The organism is Streptomyces sp. RPT161, from assembly GCF_027533845.1.
In the GTDB taxonomy this organism is placed as follows: Bacteria; Actinomycetota; Actinomycetes; order Streptomycetales; family Streptomycetaceae; genus Streptantibioticus_A; species Streptantibioticus_A silvisoli_A.
On record NZ_JAPZVN010000030.1, the window covers coordinates 51,181 to 66,994 of the forward strand.

14 protein-coding genes and 1 tRNA gene are annotated in these 15,814 nt (G+C 70.9%); 11 read left to right on the forward strand and 4 right to left on the reverse strand.

Features of this window, described 5'->3' with window-relative positions:
- Nucleotides 1-9: 9 nt before the first annotated feature.
- The 5 genes from O5O46_RS32750 (at nucleotide 10) to glmS (ending at nucleotide 6,453) form a co-directional block, all read left to right on the forward strand.
- Complete coding sequence (locus tag O5O46_RS32750; protein WP_269859293.1) at nucleotides 10-2,028, forward strand: acetyl/propionyl/methylcrotonyl-CoA carboxylase subunit alpha; 2,019 nt, start codon at nucleotides 10-12, stop codon at nucleotides 2,026-2,028.
- Nucleotides 2,025-2,990, forward strand: a complete 966-nt coding sequence (locus tag O5O46_RS32755; RefSeq protein ID WP_443072685.1) for a hydroxymethylglutaryl-CoA lyase — start codon at nucleotides 2,025-2,027, stop codon at nucleotides 2,988-2,990. The genes O5O46_RS32750 and O5O46_RS32755 overlap by 4 nt, the downstream gene beginning before the upstream one ends.
- 5 nt (nucleotides 2,991-2,995) lie before the next feature.
- Nucleotides 2,996-4,162, forward strand: a complete 1,167-nt coding sequence (locus O5O46_RS32760; RefSeq protein WP_269859294.1) for an acyl-CoA dehydrogenase family protein — start codon at nucleotides 2,996-2,998, stop codon at nucleotides 4,160-4,162.
- 128 nt (nucleotides 4,163-4,290) lie between these two features.
- The gene (locus O5O46_RS32765) at nucleotides 4,291-4,566 is read left to right on the forward strand and encodes a hypothetical protein (protein WP_269859295.1); all 276 of its coding nucleotides are present in this window, start codon (nucleotides 4,291-4,293) and stop codon (nucleotides 4,564-4,566) included.
- Between the two features lie 72 nt (nucleotides 4,567-4,638).
- Complete coding sequence (gene glmS / locus O5O46_RS32770; RefSeq protein ID WP_269859296.1) at nucleotides 4,639-6,453, forward strand: glutamine--fructose-6-phosphate transaminase (isomerizing); 1,815 nt, start codon at nucleotides 4,639-4,641, stop codon at nucleotides 6,451-6,453.
- Nucleotides 6,454-6,552: 99 nt separating this feature from the next.
- On the opposite strand, the gene O5O46_RS32775 is transcribed toward glmS, so the two are convergent.
- Nucleotides 6,553-7,074, reverse strand: a complete 522-nt coding sequence (locus O5O46_RS32775) for a universal stress protein (RefSeq protein ID WP_269859297.1) — start codon at nucleotides 7,072-7,074, stop codon at nucleotides 6,553-6,555.
- Nucleotides 7,075-8,154: 1,080 nt separating this feature from the next.
- Between O5O46_RS32775 and O5O46_RS32780 the strand changes: the two genes are divergently transcribed.
- From O5O46_RS32780 to O5O46_RS32800, 5 genes are all read left to right on the forward strand, one after another.
- Complete coding sequence (locus O5O46_RS32780) at nucleotides 8,155-9,468, forward strand: helix-turn-helix domain-containing protein (protein WP_269859306.1); 1,314 nt, start codon at nucleotides 8,155-8,157, stop codon at nucleotides 9,466-9,468.
- A gap of 5 nt (nucleotides 9,469-9,473) precedes the next feature.
- Nucleotides 9,474-10,076 carry an oligoribonuclease gene (gene orn, locus O5O46_RS32785; protein WP_269859298.1) on the forward strand — a complete coding sequence of 201 codons (603 nt, stop codon included), beginning with the start codon at nucleotides 9,474-9,476 and terminating at the stop codon, nucleotides 10,074-10,076.
- Between the two features lie 100 nt (nucleotides 10,077-10,176).
- Nucleotides 10,177-10,249 (forward strand) — tRNA-His (locus tag O5O46_RS32790).
- 142 nt (nucleotides 10,250-10,391) lie between these two features.
- Entirely contained in the window at nucleotides 10,392-11,021 is a 630-nt protein-coding gene (locus O5O46_RS32795) for an HdeD family acid-resistance protein (protein WP_269859299.1), read from the forward strand.
- A gap of 43 nt (nucleotides 11,022-11,064) precedes the next feature.
- Nucleotides 11,065-11,388: a chorismate mutase gene (locus O5O46_RS32800; RefSeq protein WP_269859300.1), complete on the forward strand. Its 324-nt coding sequence runs from the start codon at nucleotides 11,065-11,067 to the stop codon at nucleotides 11,386-11,388.
- A 166-nt stretch (nucleotides 11,389-11,554) separates the two neighbouring features.
- On the opposite strand, the gene O5O46_RS32805 is transcribed toward O5O46_RS32800, so the two are convergent.
- From O5O46_RS32805 to O5O46_RS32815, 3 genes are all read right to left on the reverse strand, one after another.
- Entirely contained in the window at nucleotides 11,555-13,018 is a 1,464-nt protein-coding gene (locus tag O5O46_RS32805) for a glycoside hydrolase family 18 protein (protein ID WP_269859301.1), read from the reverse strand.
- A 131-nt stretch (nucleotides 13,019-13,149) separates the two neighbouring features.
- On the reverse strand, nucleotides 13,150-14,556 hold the full coding sequence (locus tag O5O46_RS32810; RefSeq protein ID WP_269859302.1) for a sensor histidine kinase: 1,407 nt from the start codon (nucleotides 14,554-14,556) through the stop codon (nucleotides 13,150-13,152).
- Nucleotides 14,553-15,239, reverse strand: a complete 687-nt coding sequence (locus tag O5O46_RS32815) for a response regulator transcription factor (protein ID WP_269859303.1) — start codon at nucleotides 15,237-15,239, stop codon at nucleotides 14,553-14,555. Before O5O46_RS32815 ends, O5O46_RS32810 begins: the two co-directional genes overlap by 4 nt.
- A gap of 78 nt (nucleotides 15,240-15,317) precedes the next feature.
- Here O5O46_RS32815 and O5O46_RS32820 point away from each other — a divergent pair.
- Nucleotides 15,318-15,814, forward strand: a 497-nt coding sequence (locus O5O46_RS32820; protein ID WP_269859304.1) for a hypothetical protein, incomplete at its 3' end; no start/stop codon positions are given.

The window sequence follows — 15,814 nt, forward strand, 5'->3', positions numbered from 1 at the left end:
GATCACCAGATGTTCGAGACGGTCCTTGTGGCGAACCGGGGCGAGATCGCCGTCCGGGTGATCCGAACCCTGCGGCGGCTCGGCATCCGCTCCGTCGCGGTCCACAGCGACGCCGACGCCGAGGCACGCCATGTGCGGGAGGCCGACCAGGCGGTGCGGATCGGGCCGCCCGCGGCCAGCCAGAGCTATCTGTCCATCGAGCGGCTGCTGGAGGCGGCGGAGCGCACCGGCGCGCAGGCGGTCCATCCCGGCTACGGCTTCCTCGCTGAGAACGCCGCCTTCGCCCGGGCCTGCGAGGTCGCCGGGCTGGTCTTCATCGGCCCGCCCGCCGGCGCCATCGAGTTGATGGGCGACAAGATCCGCGCCAAGGAGACGGTAAGGGCGGCGGGCGTGCCGGTCGTCCCCGGCAGTGACGGCAGCGGGCTCACCGACGCCCAACTCATCGAGGCCGCACAGAAGATCGGCGTCCCGGTGCTGCTCAAGCCCTCGGCGGGCGGAGGCGGCAAGGGCATGCGCCTGGTCCGCGACGAGGCGCTGCTGGCCGAGGAGATCGCCGCCGCCCGCCGGGAGGCGCTGGGCTCCTTCGGCGATGACACCCTGCTGGTGGAGCGGTGGATCGACCGCCCGAGGCACATCGAGATCCAGGTACTGGCCGACGGCCATGGCCAGGTGGTGCACCTCGGCGAGCGCGAGTGCTCGCTCCAGCGCCGCCACCAGAAGGTCATCGAGGAGGCACCGTCCGTACTGCTGGACGAGGCGACCCGCGCGGCCATGGGTGAGGCCGCCGTACAGGCGGCCCGCTCCTGTGGCTACCGGGGCGCGGGCACGGTGGAGTTCATCGTGCCCGGCGCCGATCCGGCCGCCTACTGCTTCATGGAGATGAACACCCGGCTCCAGGTGGAGCATCCGGTAACGGAGTTGGTGACCGGACTCGACCTGGTCGAGTGGCAGTTGCGCGTCGCCGCCGGGGACCCGCTGCCGTTCGGGCAGTCCGACATCGCCCTGACCGGACATGCCGTGGAGGCCCGGATCTGCGCCGAGACCGCCCGGGTCACCGAGGGGCCCGCAGGCCAGGCGAGGGTGGACTTCCTGCCCTCGGCCGGGTCGGTGCTGGCGCTGCGCGAGCCGGGCGGCGAAGGCGTCCGCGTCGACTCGGGGCTGGCCCTGGGCACCGAGGTGGGCACCGCGTACGACCCCATGGTGGCCAAGGTGATCGCACACGGCCCGGACCGCCCGACGGCGCTGCGCCGACTGCGCGCCGCACTCGCCGACTCCGTGGTGCTCGGGGTGGACACCAACACGGCCTTCCTACGGCGGCTGTTGGGGCATCCGTCCGTCATCTCGGGGGAGCTGGACACAGGTCTGATCGACCGTGACGCGTCCTCACTGGTGGCGTCGGTGATCCCGGACGAGGTGTACGCGGCGGCGGCGCTGCTGCGGCAGGCGGCGTTGACCGCGCCGGACGGCCCGGCGTGGACGGACCCGTTCTCGGTGCCCAGCGGCTGGCGGCTGGGCGGCGAGCCCGCGTGGACCGTGCACCACCTGCGGGTTCCGGGGCACGAGCCGGTGGCGGTGCGCGTGCGCCCCGGCCGGGTACGGGTCGGCGACGGCGAGCCGGTCGACGCGGCCCTTCGCCTCGACCGGGACCGGGCGCTACTGCACTGGGACGGCGTGACCCATGTCTTCCGCCACGCCGACGGCTGGCTGGGCAGGGACGGCGACGCCTGGCACGTCACCGACCACGACCCGGTCGAGGCGGCGCTGCGCGGCACCGGCGGCGCGTCGGGCACCGACACCCTGACCGCGCCCATGCCCGGCACGGTCACCGTGGTCAAGGTCACCGCCGGGGACAAGGTCGCCGCCGGGCAGAGCCTGTTGGTGGTCGAGGCGATGAAGATGGAGCACGTCATCACCGCCCCGCACGACGGCACCGTCACCGAGATCGACGTCACCCCGGGCAGCACGGTCGCCATGGACCAGGTGCTGGCCGTCGTCACCCCGACCGCCGTTCCGCAGGAGGAGTCATGACGAGCAGCGGACTGCCCGCCGCATCCGAGCCCTCCGGGCTGCCCATGCCCTTCGCCGCCGAGGACATGCCGGACCAGGTCCGGATCCATGAGGTGGGGCCGCGCGACGGGCTGCAGAACGAGAAGGCCGTCGTGCCCACCGAGGTGAAGGCGGAGTTCATCCGCCGCCTGGCGGACGCGGGGCTGAGCACCATCGAGGCGACCAGCTTCGTCCACCCCAAGTGGGTTCCCCAACTCGCCGACGCGGAACAGCTGATGCCGATGCTGTCCGGCGTGGACGCCCGGCTTCCGGCGCTGGTACCCAACGAGCGTGGTCTGGAGCGGGCGTTGGCGCTGGGCGTCGATGAGATCGCGGTGTTCGGCAGCGCCACCGAGTCGTTCGCCAAGGCCAACCTCAACCGAAGCGTCGACGAGTCACTGGCCATGTTCGAGCCGGTGGTGTCCCGGGCCAGGGACGCGGGTGCGCGGGTGCGCGGCTATCTGTCGATGTGCTTCGGCGACCCCTGGGAGGGGCCGGTCCCGGTCCACCAGGTGGTCGGGGTGGCGCGGCGGTTGTTCGACCTGGGCTGCCATGAACTCAGCCTGGGCGACACCATCGGGGTGGCCACCCCCGGCCATGTCACCGCACTGCTCGCCGCGCTGCGCGAGGCCGGGCTGACCGCCGACCGGCTCGCGGTGCACTTCCACGACACCTACGGCCAGGCGCTCGCCAACACCCTGGCCGCGCTCCAGTCGGGCGTCTCCACCGTGGACGCCTCGGCCGGAGGACTCGGCGGCTGCCCCTACGCCAAGAGCGCCACCGGAAACCTCGCAACCGAGGACCTGGTCTGGATGCTGAAGGGTCTCGGCATCGACACCGGGGTGGACCTCGGCCGCCTCACCGCTACCAGCGTCTGGATGGCGGCACACCTGGGCCGACCAAGCCCGTCCCGTACCGTTCGTGCCCTCTCCCACAAGGAGTGAACTCCATGACGATCGACCACCGGCTACCCGCCGAATACGAGGAACTCCGGCGCACCGTCGAGGAGTTCGCCCATGACGTCATCGCCCCGAAGATCGGGGAGTTCTACGAACACCATGAGTTCCCGTACGAGATCGTGCGCGAGATGGGGCGCATGGGGCTGTTCGGGCTGCCGTTCCCCGAGGAGTACGGCGGCATGGGCGGCGACTACTTCGCGCTGTGCCTGGCGCTTGAGGAGTTGGCCCGGGTCGACTCCTCCGTCGCGATCACCCTGGAGGCCGGGGTGTCGCTGGGGGCAATGCCCATCTTCCGGTTCGGCACCGAGGAGCAGAAGCGCGAGTGGCTGCCCCGGCTCTGCTCCGGCGAGATGCTCGGCGCGTTCGGGCTCACGGAGCCGGAGTGCGGCTCCGACGCGGGCGGTACGCGTACCACCGCGCGGCTGGACGAGGCCACCAACGAGTGGGTGATCAACGGCACCAAGTGCTTCATCACCAACTCCGGTACGGACATCACAGGACTGGTGACGGTCACCGCGGTCACCGGCCGGCGGGAGGACGGGCGGCCGGAGATCTCCTCGATCATCGTGCCGTCCGGCACTGCGGGCTTCACGGTCGCGGCCCCGTACTCCAAGGTCGGCTGGAACGCCTCGGACACCCGTGAGTTGTCCTTCGCCGACTGCCGGGTCCCGGCGGCCAACCTGCTGGGCGAGATCGGCCGGGGCTACGCCCAGTTCCTGCGGATCCTGGACGAGGGCCGGATCGCGATCTCGGCGCTGGCCACCGGCCTCGCCCAGGGCTGTGTCGACGAGTCGGTGTCCTACGCCAAGACCCGGCAGGCCTTCGGCAAGCCGATCGGCGCGAACCAGGCGATCCAGTTCAAGCTGGCCGACATGGAGATGCGCACCCACACCGCCCGGCTGGCCTGGCGGGACGCCGCGTCCCGGCTGCTGCACGGCGAGCCGTTCAAGAAGGAGGCGGCGCTGGCCAAGCTGTACTCCTCGGAGATCGCGGTGACCAACGCCCGTGAGGCCACCCAGATCCACGGCGGATACGGCTTCATGAACGAGTACCCGGTGGCGCGGTTCTGGCGGGACTCCAAGATCCTGGAGATCGGCGAGGGCACCAGCGAGGTGCAGCGCATGCTGATCGCTCGCGAACTGGGGCTGATCGCCTGACGAACCAATCCCCCAAACCGGGACAAACCTCCCGGATACTTTGCAGCTGACCCCGATATCGAGTGACCCCTGCCCGATATCGGGCAGGAATGTTGCACTGCGGGGCCTCTCTCCCGCAGGATCATCCGGTGCTCGAACGCCGGACTTCTCACGATGAACTCGTAGACCACCTGGTACGGACCACTACGCTGCAGCGCGGCGAGGCCGTCCGGGTGGTACTCGACGTCCTGGCGTACTTCGACGAGTCGGCTGAGGACTACGTACGCCGGCGCCACCGGGAACTCCAGGCCAAGGGCCTGTCAAACGCCGAGATCTTCGAACAGGTCACCGAGGAACTGCCGCACCGCGCGGTGGCCCCGCCCGAGTTCTCGCTTCGCCAGCTGCGCCGCATCGTCTACGGCTGACGGCACCGGCAGCGCCACACAAGCCACTCAAGCACCACAAGCACCAGGCACCACCAGGGAGGGCCCACATCCATGTGCGGGATCGTTGGATATATCGGGAAACGTGACGCTGCTCCGCTGTTGCTGGAGGGACTACAGCGGCTGGAGTACCGCGGCTATGACTCGGCGGGCGTCGCGATCAGCGGCAAGTCGGGGGCGCTGAAGACCGTCAAGGCCAAGGGCCGGGTACGCGAACTGGAGTCCCGGGTACCCAAGCGATTCAGCGGAACTACCGGTATCGCCCACACCCGTTGGGCCACGCATGGTGCGCCGAGCGACGACAACGCACATCCTCACCTGGACGCAGCGGGCAAGGTCGCCGTCGTCCACAACGGCATCATCGACAACGCCGCCGAACTGCGCGCCAAACTCATCGCGGACGGCGTGGAGTTCGCCTCCGAGACCGACTCCGAGGTGCTGTCCCATCTGATCGGCCGCTCCACCGCCGAGACGCTGGAGGCCAGGGTCCAGGAAGCGCTGTCGCGGGTGGAGGGCACCTACGGCATCGCGGTGCTGCACGCCGACTTCGCCGACCGCATAGTGGTCGCCCGCAACGGCTCGCCGGTGGTGCTGGGCATCGGTGAGAACGAGATGTTCGTCGCCTCCGACGTGGCCGCCCTGGTGCGGCACACCCGCCAGGTGATCACCCTGGACGACGGCGAGATGGCCACCATCAAGGCCGGTGAGTACCGCACCTACACCACCGAGGGCAGCCGTACCGCCGCCTCGCCGACCACCATCGAGTGGGAGGCCGAGAGCTATGACATGGACGGCCACGACACCTACATGCACAAGGAGATCTGCGAGCAGGCGGACGCCGTGGACCGGGTGCTGCGCGGCCGGATCGACGACCGGTTCGCCACCGTGCACCTCGGTGGCCTGGGCATCGACGCCCGCGAGGCGCGCGGGGTGCGCCGGGTGAAGATCCTCGGTTGCGGTTCGGCGTACCACGCGGGCCAGATCGGCGCCCAGATGATCGAGGAACTGGCCAGGATCCCGGCGGACGCCGAGCCGGCCAGCGAGTTCCGGTACCGCAACGCGGTGGTGGACCCCGACACGCTGTACATCGCGGTCAGCCAGTCCGGCGAGACCTATGACACGCTCGCCGCCGTACAGGAGCTGAAGCGCAAGGGCGCCCGGGTGCTCGGCGTGGTCAACGTGGTCGGCAGCGCCATCGCCAGGGAAACGGACGGCGGGGTGTACGTGCACGCCGGGCCCGAGGTGTGCGTGGTGTCCACCAAGTGCTTCACCAACACCGCGGTGGCCTTCGCGCTGCTGGCGCTGCACCTGGGCCGGGTGCGGGACCTGTCGGTCGCCGACGGTCGTCGGATCATCGCGGGGCTGCGCAGGCTGCCCGAGCAGATCGCGGAGATCCTGCGCGGCGAGGAGGAGATCAAGAAGCTTGCCGCCGGTTACGCGGGCGCCAAGAGCATGATGTTCGTCGGCCGGGTGCGCGGTTACCCGGTGGCCCGTGAGGCCTCGCTGAAGCTCAAGGAGGTCTCCTACGTGCACGCCGAGGCCTACCCCGCCTCGGAGTTGAAGCACGGTCCGCTGGCGCTGATCGAGCCCGAGGTGCCCTCGGTGGCGATCGTGCCGGACGACGAGCTGCTGGAGAAGAACCGCGCCACGCTGGAGGAGATCAAGGCCCGCAGCGGCCGCATCTTCGCGGTGGGCCACCAGGAGCAGGAGGTCGCGGACCACACGATCGTGGTACCGCGCAACGAGCCCGAGTTGGACCCGATCCTGCTGGGCATCCCGCTGCAACTCCTCGCGTACCACGCGGCGTTGGCCTTGGGCCGCGACATCGACAAGCCGCGCAACCTGGCGAAGTCGGTGACGGTCGAGTAGCGCACTGACGGTCCCGGGGGCAGGCCTCCCGGGACCCTCGGCGGAATCCCGGGACGACCGCCATCCAGCGGCCGACCAAAGTCAGATAAAACGTTTTATCTAGGGGATCACGATCACCGGACGCTGGGCGCGGCGGGCCAGGCGGCCCGCGACCGAGCCGAAGATCTTGCCGATCACACCGTGCGTGCTGCCCACCACGATGGCGTCCGCCGCGTACTCGCGGCCGACCTCCTCCAGTTCGTGGCAGATGTCGCCGCCGCGCTCGACCAGGATCCAGGACACCTCGGACAGGTAGTCGGCACAGGCCAGTTCCAGGCCGAGTACCTCGGTGCGGTGGTCCGGCACGTCCACGAAGACCGGCGGCTCACAGCCCGCCCAGACGGTGGCGGGCAGCCGGTTGGCCACATGGACGATGATCAGCCCCGAGCGCAGCCGCCGGGCCATGCCGATGGCATAGGCGAGGGCGCGCTCGCTGGAGACCGAGCCATCGAAGCCCACGACCACGCCGTGCTGGAAGGCCGGGTCGCAAGAATGGCGCGCCTGCGCCGCCGCGTCGGGTTTCGCCACCGAGTCGGCGAGCGGTTTGCCGTCGGCGGGGTCGTGGTGCTCGTAACCGGCCATGATGCGATTTTCGGCGAGGGCGGCGCGGTGGGCGCCGCTAGAGCGGACACGGACAGCGGTGGCCACGGGAACGGCCAGGTTGGCCGGTAAGGGCGTTGCCCTCCCGCTGCCTCCAGAGTACGGCGGCGGCGCGTTCCTGGACAGATCCGTTGGACGCCCCGCCGTGGGACTTAGTACCCGGAGATTCCAGGAGAATGCCGGAGCCCGGCGGGAAGCGCAACGCCTCTTGCCGCTCTGGTCGCTGGCCCGGGTCGGCGAGACCCCGAACCGGCGTCCGCCGCCCGTCTCCGGCGGCTGAAAACCGGACGGCCGGTTGCACTTCCCAGCGGAATCCGTTTGACGCTCAACCACCTGCCGCCCTCACGCCGCCCCACCGTCACCCGTCGCCGGGAATCCCCGCACGGAACCGTGCCGCAGAGCGTCATCGCCGGTACCCACGGGCTGTCCGACATCGGGGCGGCGCCCGGTGGGCACAGCGGCGCGAGGTGTAAATCCGGGCGCACGACGGCGCGTTGGCCGGGTGGCGCGGCCATTTCCGCGATGCTTTTCGGCCAACTTTTCTGTGGGATATGGGTGTCCGGAACGTCCGCTTCCAACACCCCCACCACCAGCGGAAACGCAAAGGAGGGGGGCGCACCGCCCCAGCCGCGCCGGTGTGTTACCGAGGGGCATAACCGAGGCGCACTTCCCAGCGGAGCCGGTGAGTGGAACGCTTCGTGATCGAATGCTTCGCGCCAAGTTGTCTTGTCGACTTAGTGCCGGATGGTGAACTTGTCACCGCATCCCGAGCGAACACACAGTAGATTCGATCTTGGGTAACACGGCGGGGGAAACGTGCAGTACCGAAAGGACGTTGCGTCGACCGAGGGGGGCTCATCCGCCATGACCCAGGACTCCAGGACCGGTGCGGCGACGGAGACCGCGATCTCGTCAACTCCGTCCCTCCGCACCGCGGTACCGAGCTGCTGCGGTACGACCAGTGGTGCGACCACTGGCGGCACCACCAGCGCGGCCACCACCATCGGCACCGGAGGCCGCAAACTATCCGCACGGCGTCGCAAGGAGGTCGTCGCCGTGCTCATGTTCAGCGGCGGCCCGATCTTCGAGAGCTCGATCCCGCTCTCGGTCTTCGGCGTCGACCGGCAGGACGCCGGTGTACCGCGCTACCGGCTGCTGGTCTGCGCCGGCGAGGACGGCCCGCTGCGCACCACCGGCGGCCTTGAGCTGACCGCCCCGTACGGGCTGGACGCGCTGGGCCGGGCCGGGACCGTGGTGGTCCCCGCCTGGCGCTCGATCTCCCAGCCGCCACCCGCCTCGGCGCTGACCGCGCTGCGCCGGGCGCACGAGGAGGGGGCACGGATCATCGGCCTGTGCACGGGCGCCTTCGTGCTGGCCGCCGCCGGGCTGCTGGACGGCCGCCCGGCCACCACGCACTGGATGTACGCGCCGACGCTGGCCAAGCGCTATCCATCGGTGCACGTCGATCCGCGCGAGCTGTACGTGGACGACGGGGACATACTCACCTCGGCCGGTACGGCCGCGGGAATCGATCTGTGCCTGCACGTGGTGCGGACCGACCACGGCGCCGACGCGGCCAACGCGCTCGCCCGTCGCCTGGTCGTACCGCCCCGGCGCAGCGGCGGGCAGGAGCGGTACCTCGACAGGTCCTTACCAGAGGAAATCGGCGGGGATCCGCTGGCCGAGGTCGTGGCGTGGGCGCTGGAGCACCTCCACGAGCAGTTCGACGTGGAGACGCTGGCCGCACGTGCCTACATGAGCCGCCGTACCTTCGACCGCCGGTTCCGCTCGCTCACCGGCAGCGCTCCGCTGCAGTGGCTGATCACCCAGCGGGTGCTCCAGGCGCAGCGGCTGCTGGAGACGTCGGACTACTCGGTGGACGAGGTGGCCGGGCGGTGCGGCTTCCGCTCGCCGGTGGCGCTGCGCGGGCACTTCCGGCGGCAGCTGGGCTCGTCCCCGGCCTCGTACCGGATGGCGTTCCGGGCGCGCAGACCACAGGAGGGGGCCGAGCGCCAGGACCGCGGCGACCGGCCGGAGCGCTCCGAGCGCGGCGACGCCCCGGCCGAGGGCCTGCCGCACCAGCGGCGCGCGCCCCAGACGTTGGACGGCCCGCAGGCCGGGCGGCGGCTGGAGCCCGGCAAGCGGCACGAACCGGGCAAGCCGGAGTCCGACGTGTACGCGGCGCGGACGCCCGAGCAGCACGGCCGGGCGGACGGTCCGGAGATCTCCGGGCTGACCGGAACCCCCGGGCTGACCCGGCTGCGCGGCGACCGCGGCGGGCGGCCGGGCGGGCGCCCCGGGAGCGTTCCCGGGCTGCTGCCGGGATCCGCTCGTAGCACGGCTATGCCAGGTCAACGGGATCGCCCCGTAGGGTGAGACGTATGAACGACCGCATGGTGTGGATCGACTGCGAAATGACCGGGCTCTCGCTCCGGCATGACGCGCTGATCGAGGTGGCCGCCCTAGTCACCGATTCCGAGCTGAACGTCCTCGGTGACGGGGTGGACATCGTTATCCGGCCGCCCGCCGAGGCGCTGGAGACCATGCCGGAGGTGGTGCGCGAGATGCACACCGCCTCCGGCCTGCTCGACGAGCTGCCCGGGGGGACGACGCTCGCCGAAGCGGAGAAACAGGTGCTCGACTATGTGCGCAGCTATGTACCGGAGCCGCGCAAGGCACCGCTGTGCGGAAACTCGGTGGGCACCGACCGGGGCTTCCTCGCCCGCGACATGCCCGGCCTCGAACAGCATCTGCACTACCGGATCGTGGACGTCTCCTCCATCAAGGAGCTGTCCCGCCGCTGGTACCCGCGGGCGTACTTCAACAGCCCGCCGAAGAACGGCAACCACCGCGCGCTGGCCGACATCCGGGAGAGCATCGCGGAGCTGCGGTACTACCGCGAGGCGGTCTTCGTCCCGGCCCCCGGCCCGGACACGGACACCGCGCGGGCCATCGCGGCGAAGCACGTGCTGCCCGCCGAATGAGGTCAGTGCTTAAGGCCCCGTAAAAGGCTGGCGCGAGCACCCGCCAAAACCCTGTATGCTTCTTCTCGGCCGGTGCGGGAAGCAGCAAGCGCCGGTCGTGGTGGGTGTAGCTCAGCTGGTAGAGCACCTGGTTGTGGTCCAGGATGTCGCGGGTTCGAGTCCCGTCACTCACCCTGATGGGGCAAGGCCCGGTCTGCGAAAGCAGGCCGGGCCTTTGTCATGGGCGCCAGAGGATCTTCACCAGGCGGGAACGGAGCCGCTGCGTGAGGATGGCTGTATCCGGTTGTCCGGTCCGCCCCGAGGGAGGCAGCCGCCATGACGATCCCCTCCGACAACCCCAGCACCGGGGGCCCGCGCGACACCGAGCACCCCTACGGCAGCGGCCCTACCGGCGCGTTCCTGACCGCGCTGGGCAACTCCGCCTGGCAGGTCCTGCTGACCGCCGGTCTGGCGGCGGTGGCGCTGGGTGTGTGCGTACTGCTGTGGCCGGCGGCCACGCTGCTGGTGGTCGCCGTCCTCTTCGGCATCTATCTGCTGGTGAGCGGCGTCTTCCAGCTCGCCGGGGCGTTCAGTACGCACGTACCGGGGCAACTGCGGGTGCTGAGCTTCGTCACCGGTGCGCTGTGCGTGCTGCTGGGGCTGATCTGCTTCCGCGGTCCAGCGCAGTCACTGCTGCTGCTCGCGCTGTGGATCGGCTTCGGCTGGCTGCTGCGGGGCATCATGCTGACCGCGGTCGCGCTCTCCCACCACGAGCTGCCCGCCCGCGGCTGGCAGGCGTTCCTCGGCATCATCACACTGCTCGCCGGCATCGTGCTGATCGTCGAGCCGTTCCGCTCGATCGCCACCTTGACCCTGGTCACTGGCATCTGGCTGGTGGTGCTCGGGGTGGTCGAGGTGGTGCACGGCATCCAGCTGCGCACCCGGATCCGCCATCTCACCTCCTGATACGCGGTCCCCGGGGCCCGATACGGCTTGTAGCATTTCGGGGATGAGCGACCACGTGACCAACGGCGCCGCCTTCGACGAGCGGGCCCAGCAGGAGCTGCTGCGGCTGCGCTCCAGCATCGACAACCTCGACGCGGCCCTGGTCCATCTGCTCGCGGAGCGCTTCAAGTGCACCCAGGCCGTGGGCCACCTCAAGGCGGCCTACAACCTCCCCCCGGCCGATCCGGCCCGCGAGGTGGCGCAGATCGCGCGGCTGCGGAAGCTGGCGGAGGATGCCCACCTCGACCCGGCCTTCGCGGAGAAGTTCCTGACCTTCATCATCGAAGAGGTCGTCCAGCACCACAAGGCCATCGCCCAGGACTACTAGTCCTCGGGCAGACCTGGCCCGCCACGGTGTCGCGGGAGGCGCACTGCGGCGACGCGCGGCACCGCGTCTGCCGGACAGTCGCTGAGCCCGACGCGAAGATGCCCCGGCCGGGTGGGGGTCTGGTCGGGACATCTCGTTCTGGGGGCGGTCGGCGGACCGCCGGTGATCAACCGCCGTACGCCGAGAAGGCCTTGGCGAACGCGTTCGGGTCCTGGGTGATCGACGAGCAGGTCGCATCGGCGTAGTTCTTGGCGCCACCGGCGCACTGCTTGTCGCGCGTCGCGGACCACATCGACAGCCACGCCAGGTTCTTGGACTTGGCGAAGTCGGCGAGCTTGGTGGCGTCCGCGACGGTGAAGGTCTCGGCGCTCACGTCGTTCACCCCGATCATCGGCGTGACCGCGATCTTCTTCCACGCGTCCGCGTCGGAGATCCCCAAGACGCTCTTGACCTGCGCCTGGGTGGCGGTGGCGCCGTCGATCGCGTACTGGCCCATGTCACCGCTGAACGACGAGCCGTAGTCCATCGCCATGATGTTGACGGCGTTGATGTCCACCCCGTTGCTCTTGGCGTTGGACAGCAGGTTGATGCCGTCCTGGGTGAGTCCGGTGGGCATGGCGGGCAGGGTGAAGGAGACCTCAAGGCCCGGGTGGGACTTCTGCAGTTGGGCGATGGCCTGTGCGCGCTGGGTGTTGGCGGCGGTGTTGGCCAGCGCGCCGCCCTCCACATCGAAGTCGACCTTGGTGAGCTTGTACTGGTCGACGACCTTGCCGTAGGCGCCGGCCAGCGCGGAGGCCGACGAACAGGTGGTGGCCAGCTCGTTGCCGTTGGCGCCGCCGAAGGAGACCCGTACATCACCGCCCGCCGCGCGCAGCGCGCCGATCTGGTTGGCGGTGGCGTCACCGCCCAGGTCGGTCACCCCGCCCCACTTGGGGGTGCAGGAGCCGCCGTCGGTGATGAAGGCGAGGTTGAACTGCTTGACGCCGGTCGCCTTCTCGGCGGCCACCAGGTCGTAGGCCGGGTAGAGCGAGGTGTCCACGTAGGGCGAGAAGCCCGCGCTGGCAGAACTGCCGTTGCCGGAACCGGAAGTGGGGGTGGCGGTCGGCGTCGGGCTCTGGGTGGGCGCGGTGGTGGGGGACGAGGTCGGGGCGGTCGTCGGGGTGCCGGTGGGGCGGCCGGTGGGGGTCGGGGTGGGGCCGCCGTCCACGGAGCAATTGGCGTTGTCTATGAGGCAGTTGGCCGGGGCGGCCCCGGACCCGCCGGTGGCGACGAAGCCCACGGTGACCGACTTCCCGGCCGGTATGGAGCTGTCCCAGTCCTCGCCGGTGACAGTGATCGTCGAGCCGTTGGCGGTGTACTTGCCGTTCCACAGCGAACTGATCCTGGCGCCGTCCGGCAGGTCGAACTTCAGCGTCCAGCCGGACAGCGCCTGGTTGGAGGAGTTGGTGATCACGTACTGGCCGGTGTAACCGCCGCTCCAGCCACTGGTCTTGGTGAACGCGGCACCCAGCGTGGCCGCCTGCGCCGAGCCCGCGAGGGCGACCGCGGTACCCGCGACCGCCGCGCAGACCACGACGCCACCGATCAACTGGACCCTGCGGCTGGGGCGGCGACGGTGCGAACTGCTCATCGGTGTTGCCTACCTCTGCGTCCGGGGGTGGGGGGATGGCAGCACGCTAGCGGCTGCGAAACGGACAAAATGCCAGTTCAGGGCAGGTGCCGACAGCCTTATGGCCCGCTTAAGGAAGGGATCGGCGGGGGTTATGCTTCGACCCCGCCGAACCCCGCGGGGGCTCCTCGACGGGTCAGCCCCTTGCGGCGCCGCACCACCCGGTGCCCCCGCCGCGCCCCGGTACGGGCGCGGGGTTGCAGCGCCAGCCACACCCGCACCTCGGTGCCGCCGAGCACCGAGCGGCCCAACGCCACGTCGCCACCGGTGGTTTCGGCGACCCGGCGCACGATGTCCAGCCCGAGGCCGGTGGAGCCGGGGCGCCCGTCGCCGTGCCCGCGCCGCAGGGCGGCCGCCGGGTCCTTGATGCCCGGCCCCGCGTCGGAGACCAGCACGATCACGGCGTCCTCGGAGTTGTGTACGTCGACCGCGAAGGCGGTGCCCTCCGGGGTGTGCCGGAAGACGTTGCCGAGCAACGCGTCGAGCGCGGCGGCGAGTTCGGTGCGGGCCACCGGCACCCTTACCGGCCGCTCCACGCCCGCGGTACGCACCCGGCGGCCCTGGTCCTCGGCGAGCGCCGACCAGAACGCCATGCGCTCCCTGATCACCTCGGCCGCGTCGCACCCCACGGCCGAGGCGGAGTGCTGGGCCTGACCGCGAGCGGTGCGGATGATCTGGTCGACCTCGCGCTCCAGCTGGGCCACCGCCTCCCGGGTCTGCTCGGCGGCCGGGCCGTCGCCCAGCGATGCCGCGTTGAGCCGCAGCACGGTGAGCGGGGTGCGCAGCCGGTGCGACAGGTCGGCCGCCAACTCGCGTTCGTTCGCCAGCAGTTGTGCGACCTTGTCGGCCATGGAGTTGAACGCCACGGCGGCGGCGCGCAGTTCGGACGGGCCGTCCTCCCGTACCCGTACGCCCAGCCGGCCCTGGCCGAGGTCGCGGGCGGCGGCGGCCAGCCGCCGGGCCGGGCGGACCAGCCGGGTGCCGAGCCGGTCGGCGACCACCACCGAGCCCACCACAAGTCCGGCGCCCACCAGTCCCAGCACCGCCCACGCGGCGGTCACCCCACGGGTGACGTCGCCTTCGGGGACGAAGACCTCGACCACCGCGATCGAGCCGGAGCTGACGGCGGTGGGCTGCAGCAGCGCGTAACCGCCGGGCACCCGCAGCGTCGAGGCCCGGCCGAGCCTGCTGGCGGTGTCGAGGTCCGCCCCCGTCACCCGCTGCCGCCCGATCTGGACATCGCCACCGGATCCGGCGGCGGGTACGTGGACGGCGATCCGGCCGTCGGCGCCCGCCTGGGTGGAGGCCACCGCCCGATCCAGCTGGGCGCGGTCGGTGGTGATGGCCAGCGCCGGTCCGATCGCCGCAGCCTGCCGTTCGGCGTTGGTCAGCGCACGGTCGCGGGCCATCTCCCGTACCACCAGGCCGAGCGGTACGGCGAACGCCAGCACCACCATGGCGGTCACCGCCACGACCACCTTGACCAGCGCCCATCTCATGCCCGCGGCCCCGGCGGCTCCAGCTTCACACCGACACCGCGCACGGTGTGCAGATAGCGCGGGTTCGCCGCGGTCTCCCCCAGTTTGCGGCGCAGCCAGGACAGGTGCACATCGATGGTCTGGTCGTCGCCGTAGGCCTGCTGCCACACCTCGGCGAGCAGTTCACGGCGGGCCACCACCACTCCGGGCCGGGCGGCGAGGAAGGCCAGCAGGTCGAACTCGCGGCGGGTCAGGTCCAACGCGGCCCCGTCCAGCACCGCCTCACGCCGCTGTGCGTCGATCCGCAGGCCCCCGACCTGCAGCACCGGGGACGCCTCGGCGGTGCGCGAGCGGCGCAGCACCGCGGCCAGGCGCGCCGAAAGGTGTTCCACCGAGAAGGGTTTGACCAGGTAGTCGTCGGCGCCGTCGTTGAGCAGCCGGACGATCTCCGCCTCGTCGTCGCGCGCGGTGGCCACTATCACCGGCACGTTGGTGATGCCGCGCAGCATCTTGAGCGCCTCGGAGCCGTCGAGGTCGGGCAGGCCGAGGTCCAGGATCACCACGTCGAAGCCGACCTGCGCCACCTCGCGCAGCGCCTCCAGGGCGGTGCCGACGCTGCGTACGGTGTGCGATGCCTCGCTGAGGTGGCGGATGAGCGCGGAACGCACGAACTGGTCGTCCTCGACGACGAGCACACTTGCCATGCCCGGCACCGTACGCCATACGGAGCGAGCCGTTCCCTGCCGTTCCGGCGCCTGGTACGAGTGCGGCAGGATGGTCCGGTGCGAAGAGGGTTGGTTCACACCGGTGCGTGGGCGTTGGCCACGGGGGCGGCGATCGGCCTGTCCTGGTACGGGGTTCACACGGTGTTGGCGGGGACGGCGTACGACCCGCCGCGTGCGCTGCCGATCTCGGGGGCCGGCACGTCGGCCAGCGCGCTGCCGAGCATCAGCCCGGAGACGTCGTCCACGCACCGGCCCCGGCCGCAGGACTCCTCGGCCCCGCCGCCGTCACCGTCCCAGCCCGCCGCCCCGCAACAGCCGCCGCGGCAGACGCAGTCCACCGGCAACATCAACAGCTACACGGTCAACGGCGGCCGGGTGGCGATCGATCTGGGGCCGGCCGCGGCCTCCTTGGTGTCGGCGACGCCCAACGCCGGGTGGTCGATGCAGGTGTGGAAGCAGAACGGCTGGCTGCGGGTGGACTTCACCTCGGACGGCCACGCGTCCTCGGTGTTCTGCACGTGGAACGGGCACGCGCCCACCGTCCAGACTTACGA

Bases quoted from the DNA above. Each gene is read 5' to 3' on its own strand.
- O5O46_RS32750 (WP_269859293.1), top strand. From the start codon at position 10: ATGTTCGAGACGGTCCTTGTGGCGAACCGGGGCGAGATCGCCGTCCGG.
- O5O46_RS32755 (WP_443072685.1), top strand. From the start codon at position 2,025: ATGACGAGCAGCGGACTGCCCGCCGCATCCGAGCCCTCCGGGCTGCCC.
- O5O46_RS32760 (WP_269859294.1), top strand. From the start codon at position 2,996: ATGACGATCGACCACCGGCTACCCGCCGAATACGAGGAACTCCGGCGC.
- glmS (WP_269859296.1), top strand. From the start codon at position 4,639: ATGTGCGGGATCGTTGGATATATCGGGAAACGTGACGCTGCTCCGCTG.
- O5O46_RS32775 (WP_269859297.1), bottom strand. From the start codon at position 7,074: ATGGCCGGTTACGAGCACCACGACCCCGCCGACGGCAAACCGCTCGCC.
- O5O46_RS32780 (WP_269859306.1), top strand. From the start codon at position 8,155: ATGTTCAGCGGCGGCCCGATCTTCGAGAGCTCGATCCCGCTCTCGGTC.
- orn (WP_269859298.1), top strand. From the start codon at position 9,474: ATGAACGACCGCATGGTGTGGATCGACTGCGAAATGACCGGGCTCTCG.
- O5O46_RS32795 (WP_269859299.1), top strand. From the start codon at position 10,392: ATGACGATCCCCTCCGACAACCCCAGCACCGGGGGCCCGCGCGACACC.
- O5O46_RS32800 (WP_269859300.1), top strand. From the start codon at position 11,065: ATGAGCGACCACGTGACCAACGGCGCCGCCTTCGACGAGCGGGCCCAG.
- O5O46_RS32805 (WP_269859301.1), bottom strand. From the start codon at position 13,018: ATGAGCAGTTCGCACCGTCGCCGCCCCAGCCGCAGGGTCCAGTTGATC.
- O5O46_RS32810 (WP_269859302.1), bottom strand. From the start codon at position 14,556: ATGAGATGGGCGCTGGTCAAGGTGGTCGTGGCGGTGACCGCCATGGTG.
- O5O46_RS32815 (WP_269859303.1), bottom strand. From the start codon at position 15,239: ATGGCAAGTGTGCTCGTCGTCGAGGACGACCAGTTCGTGCGTTCCGCG.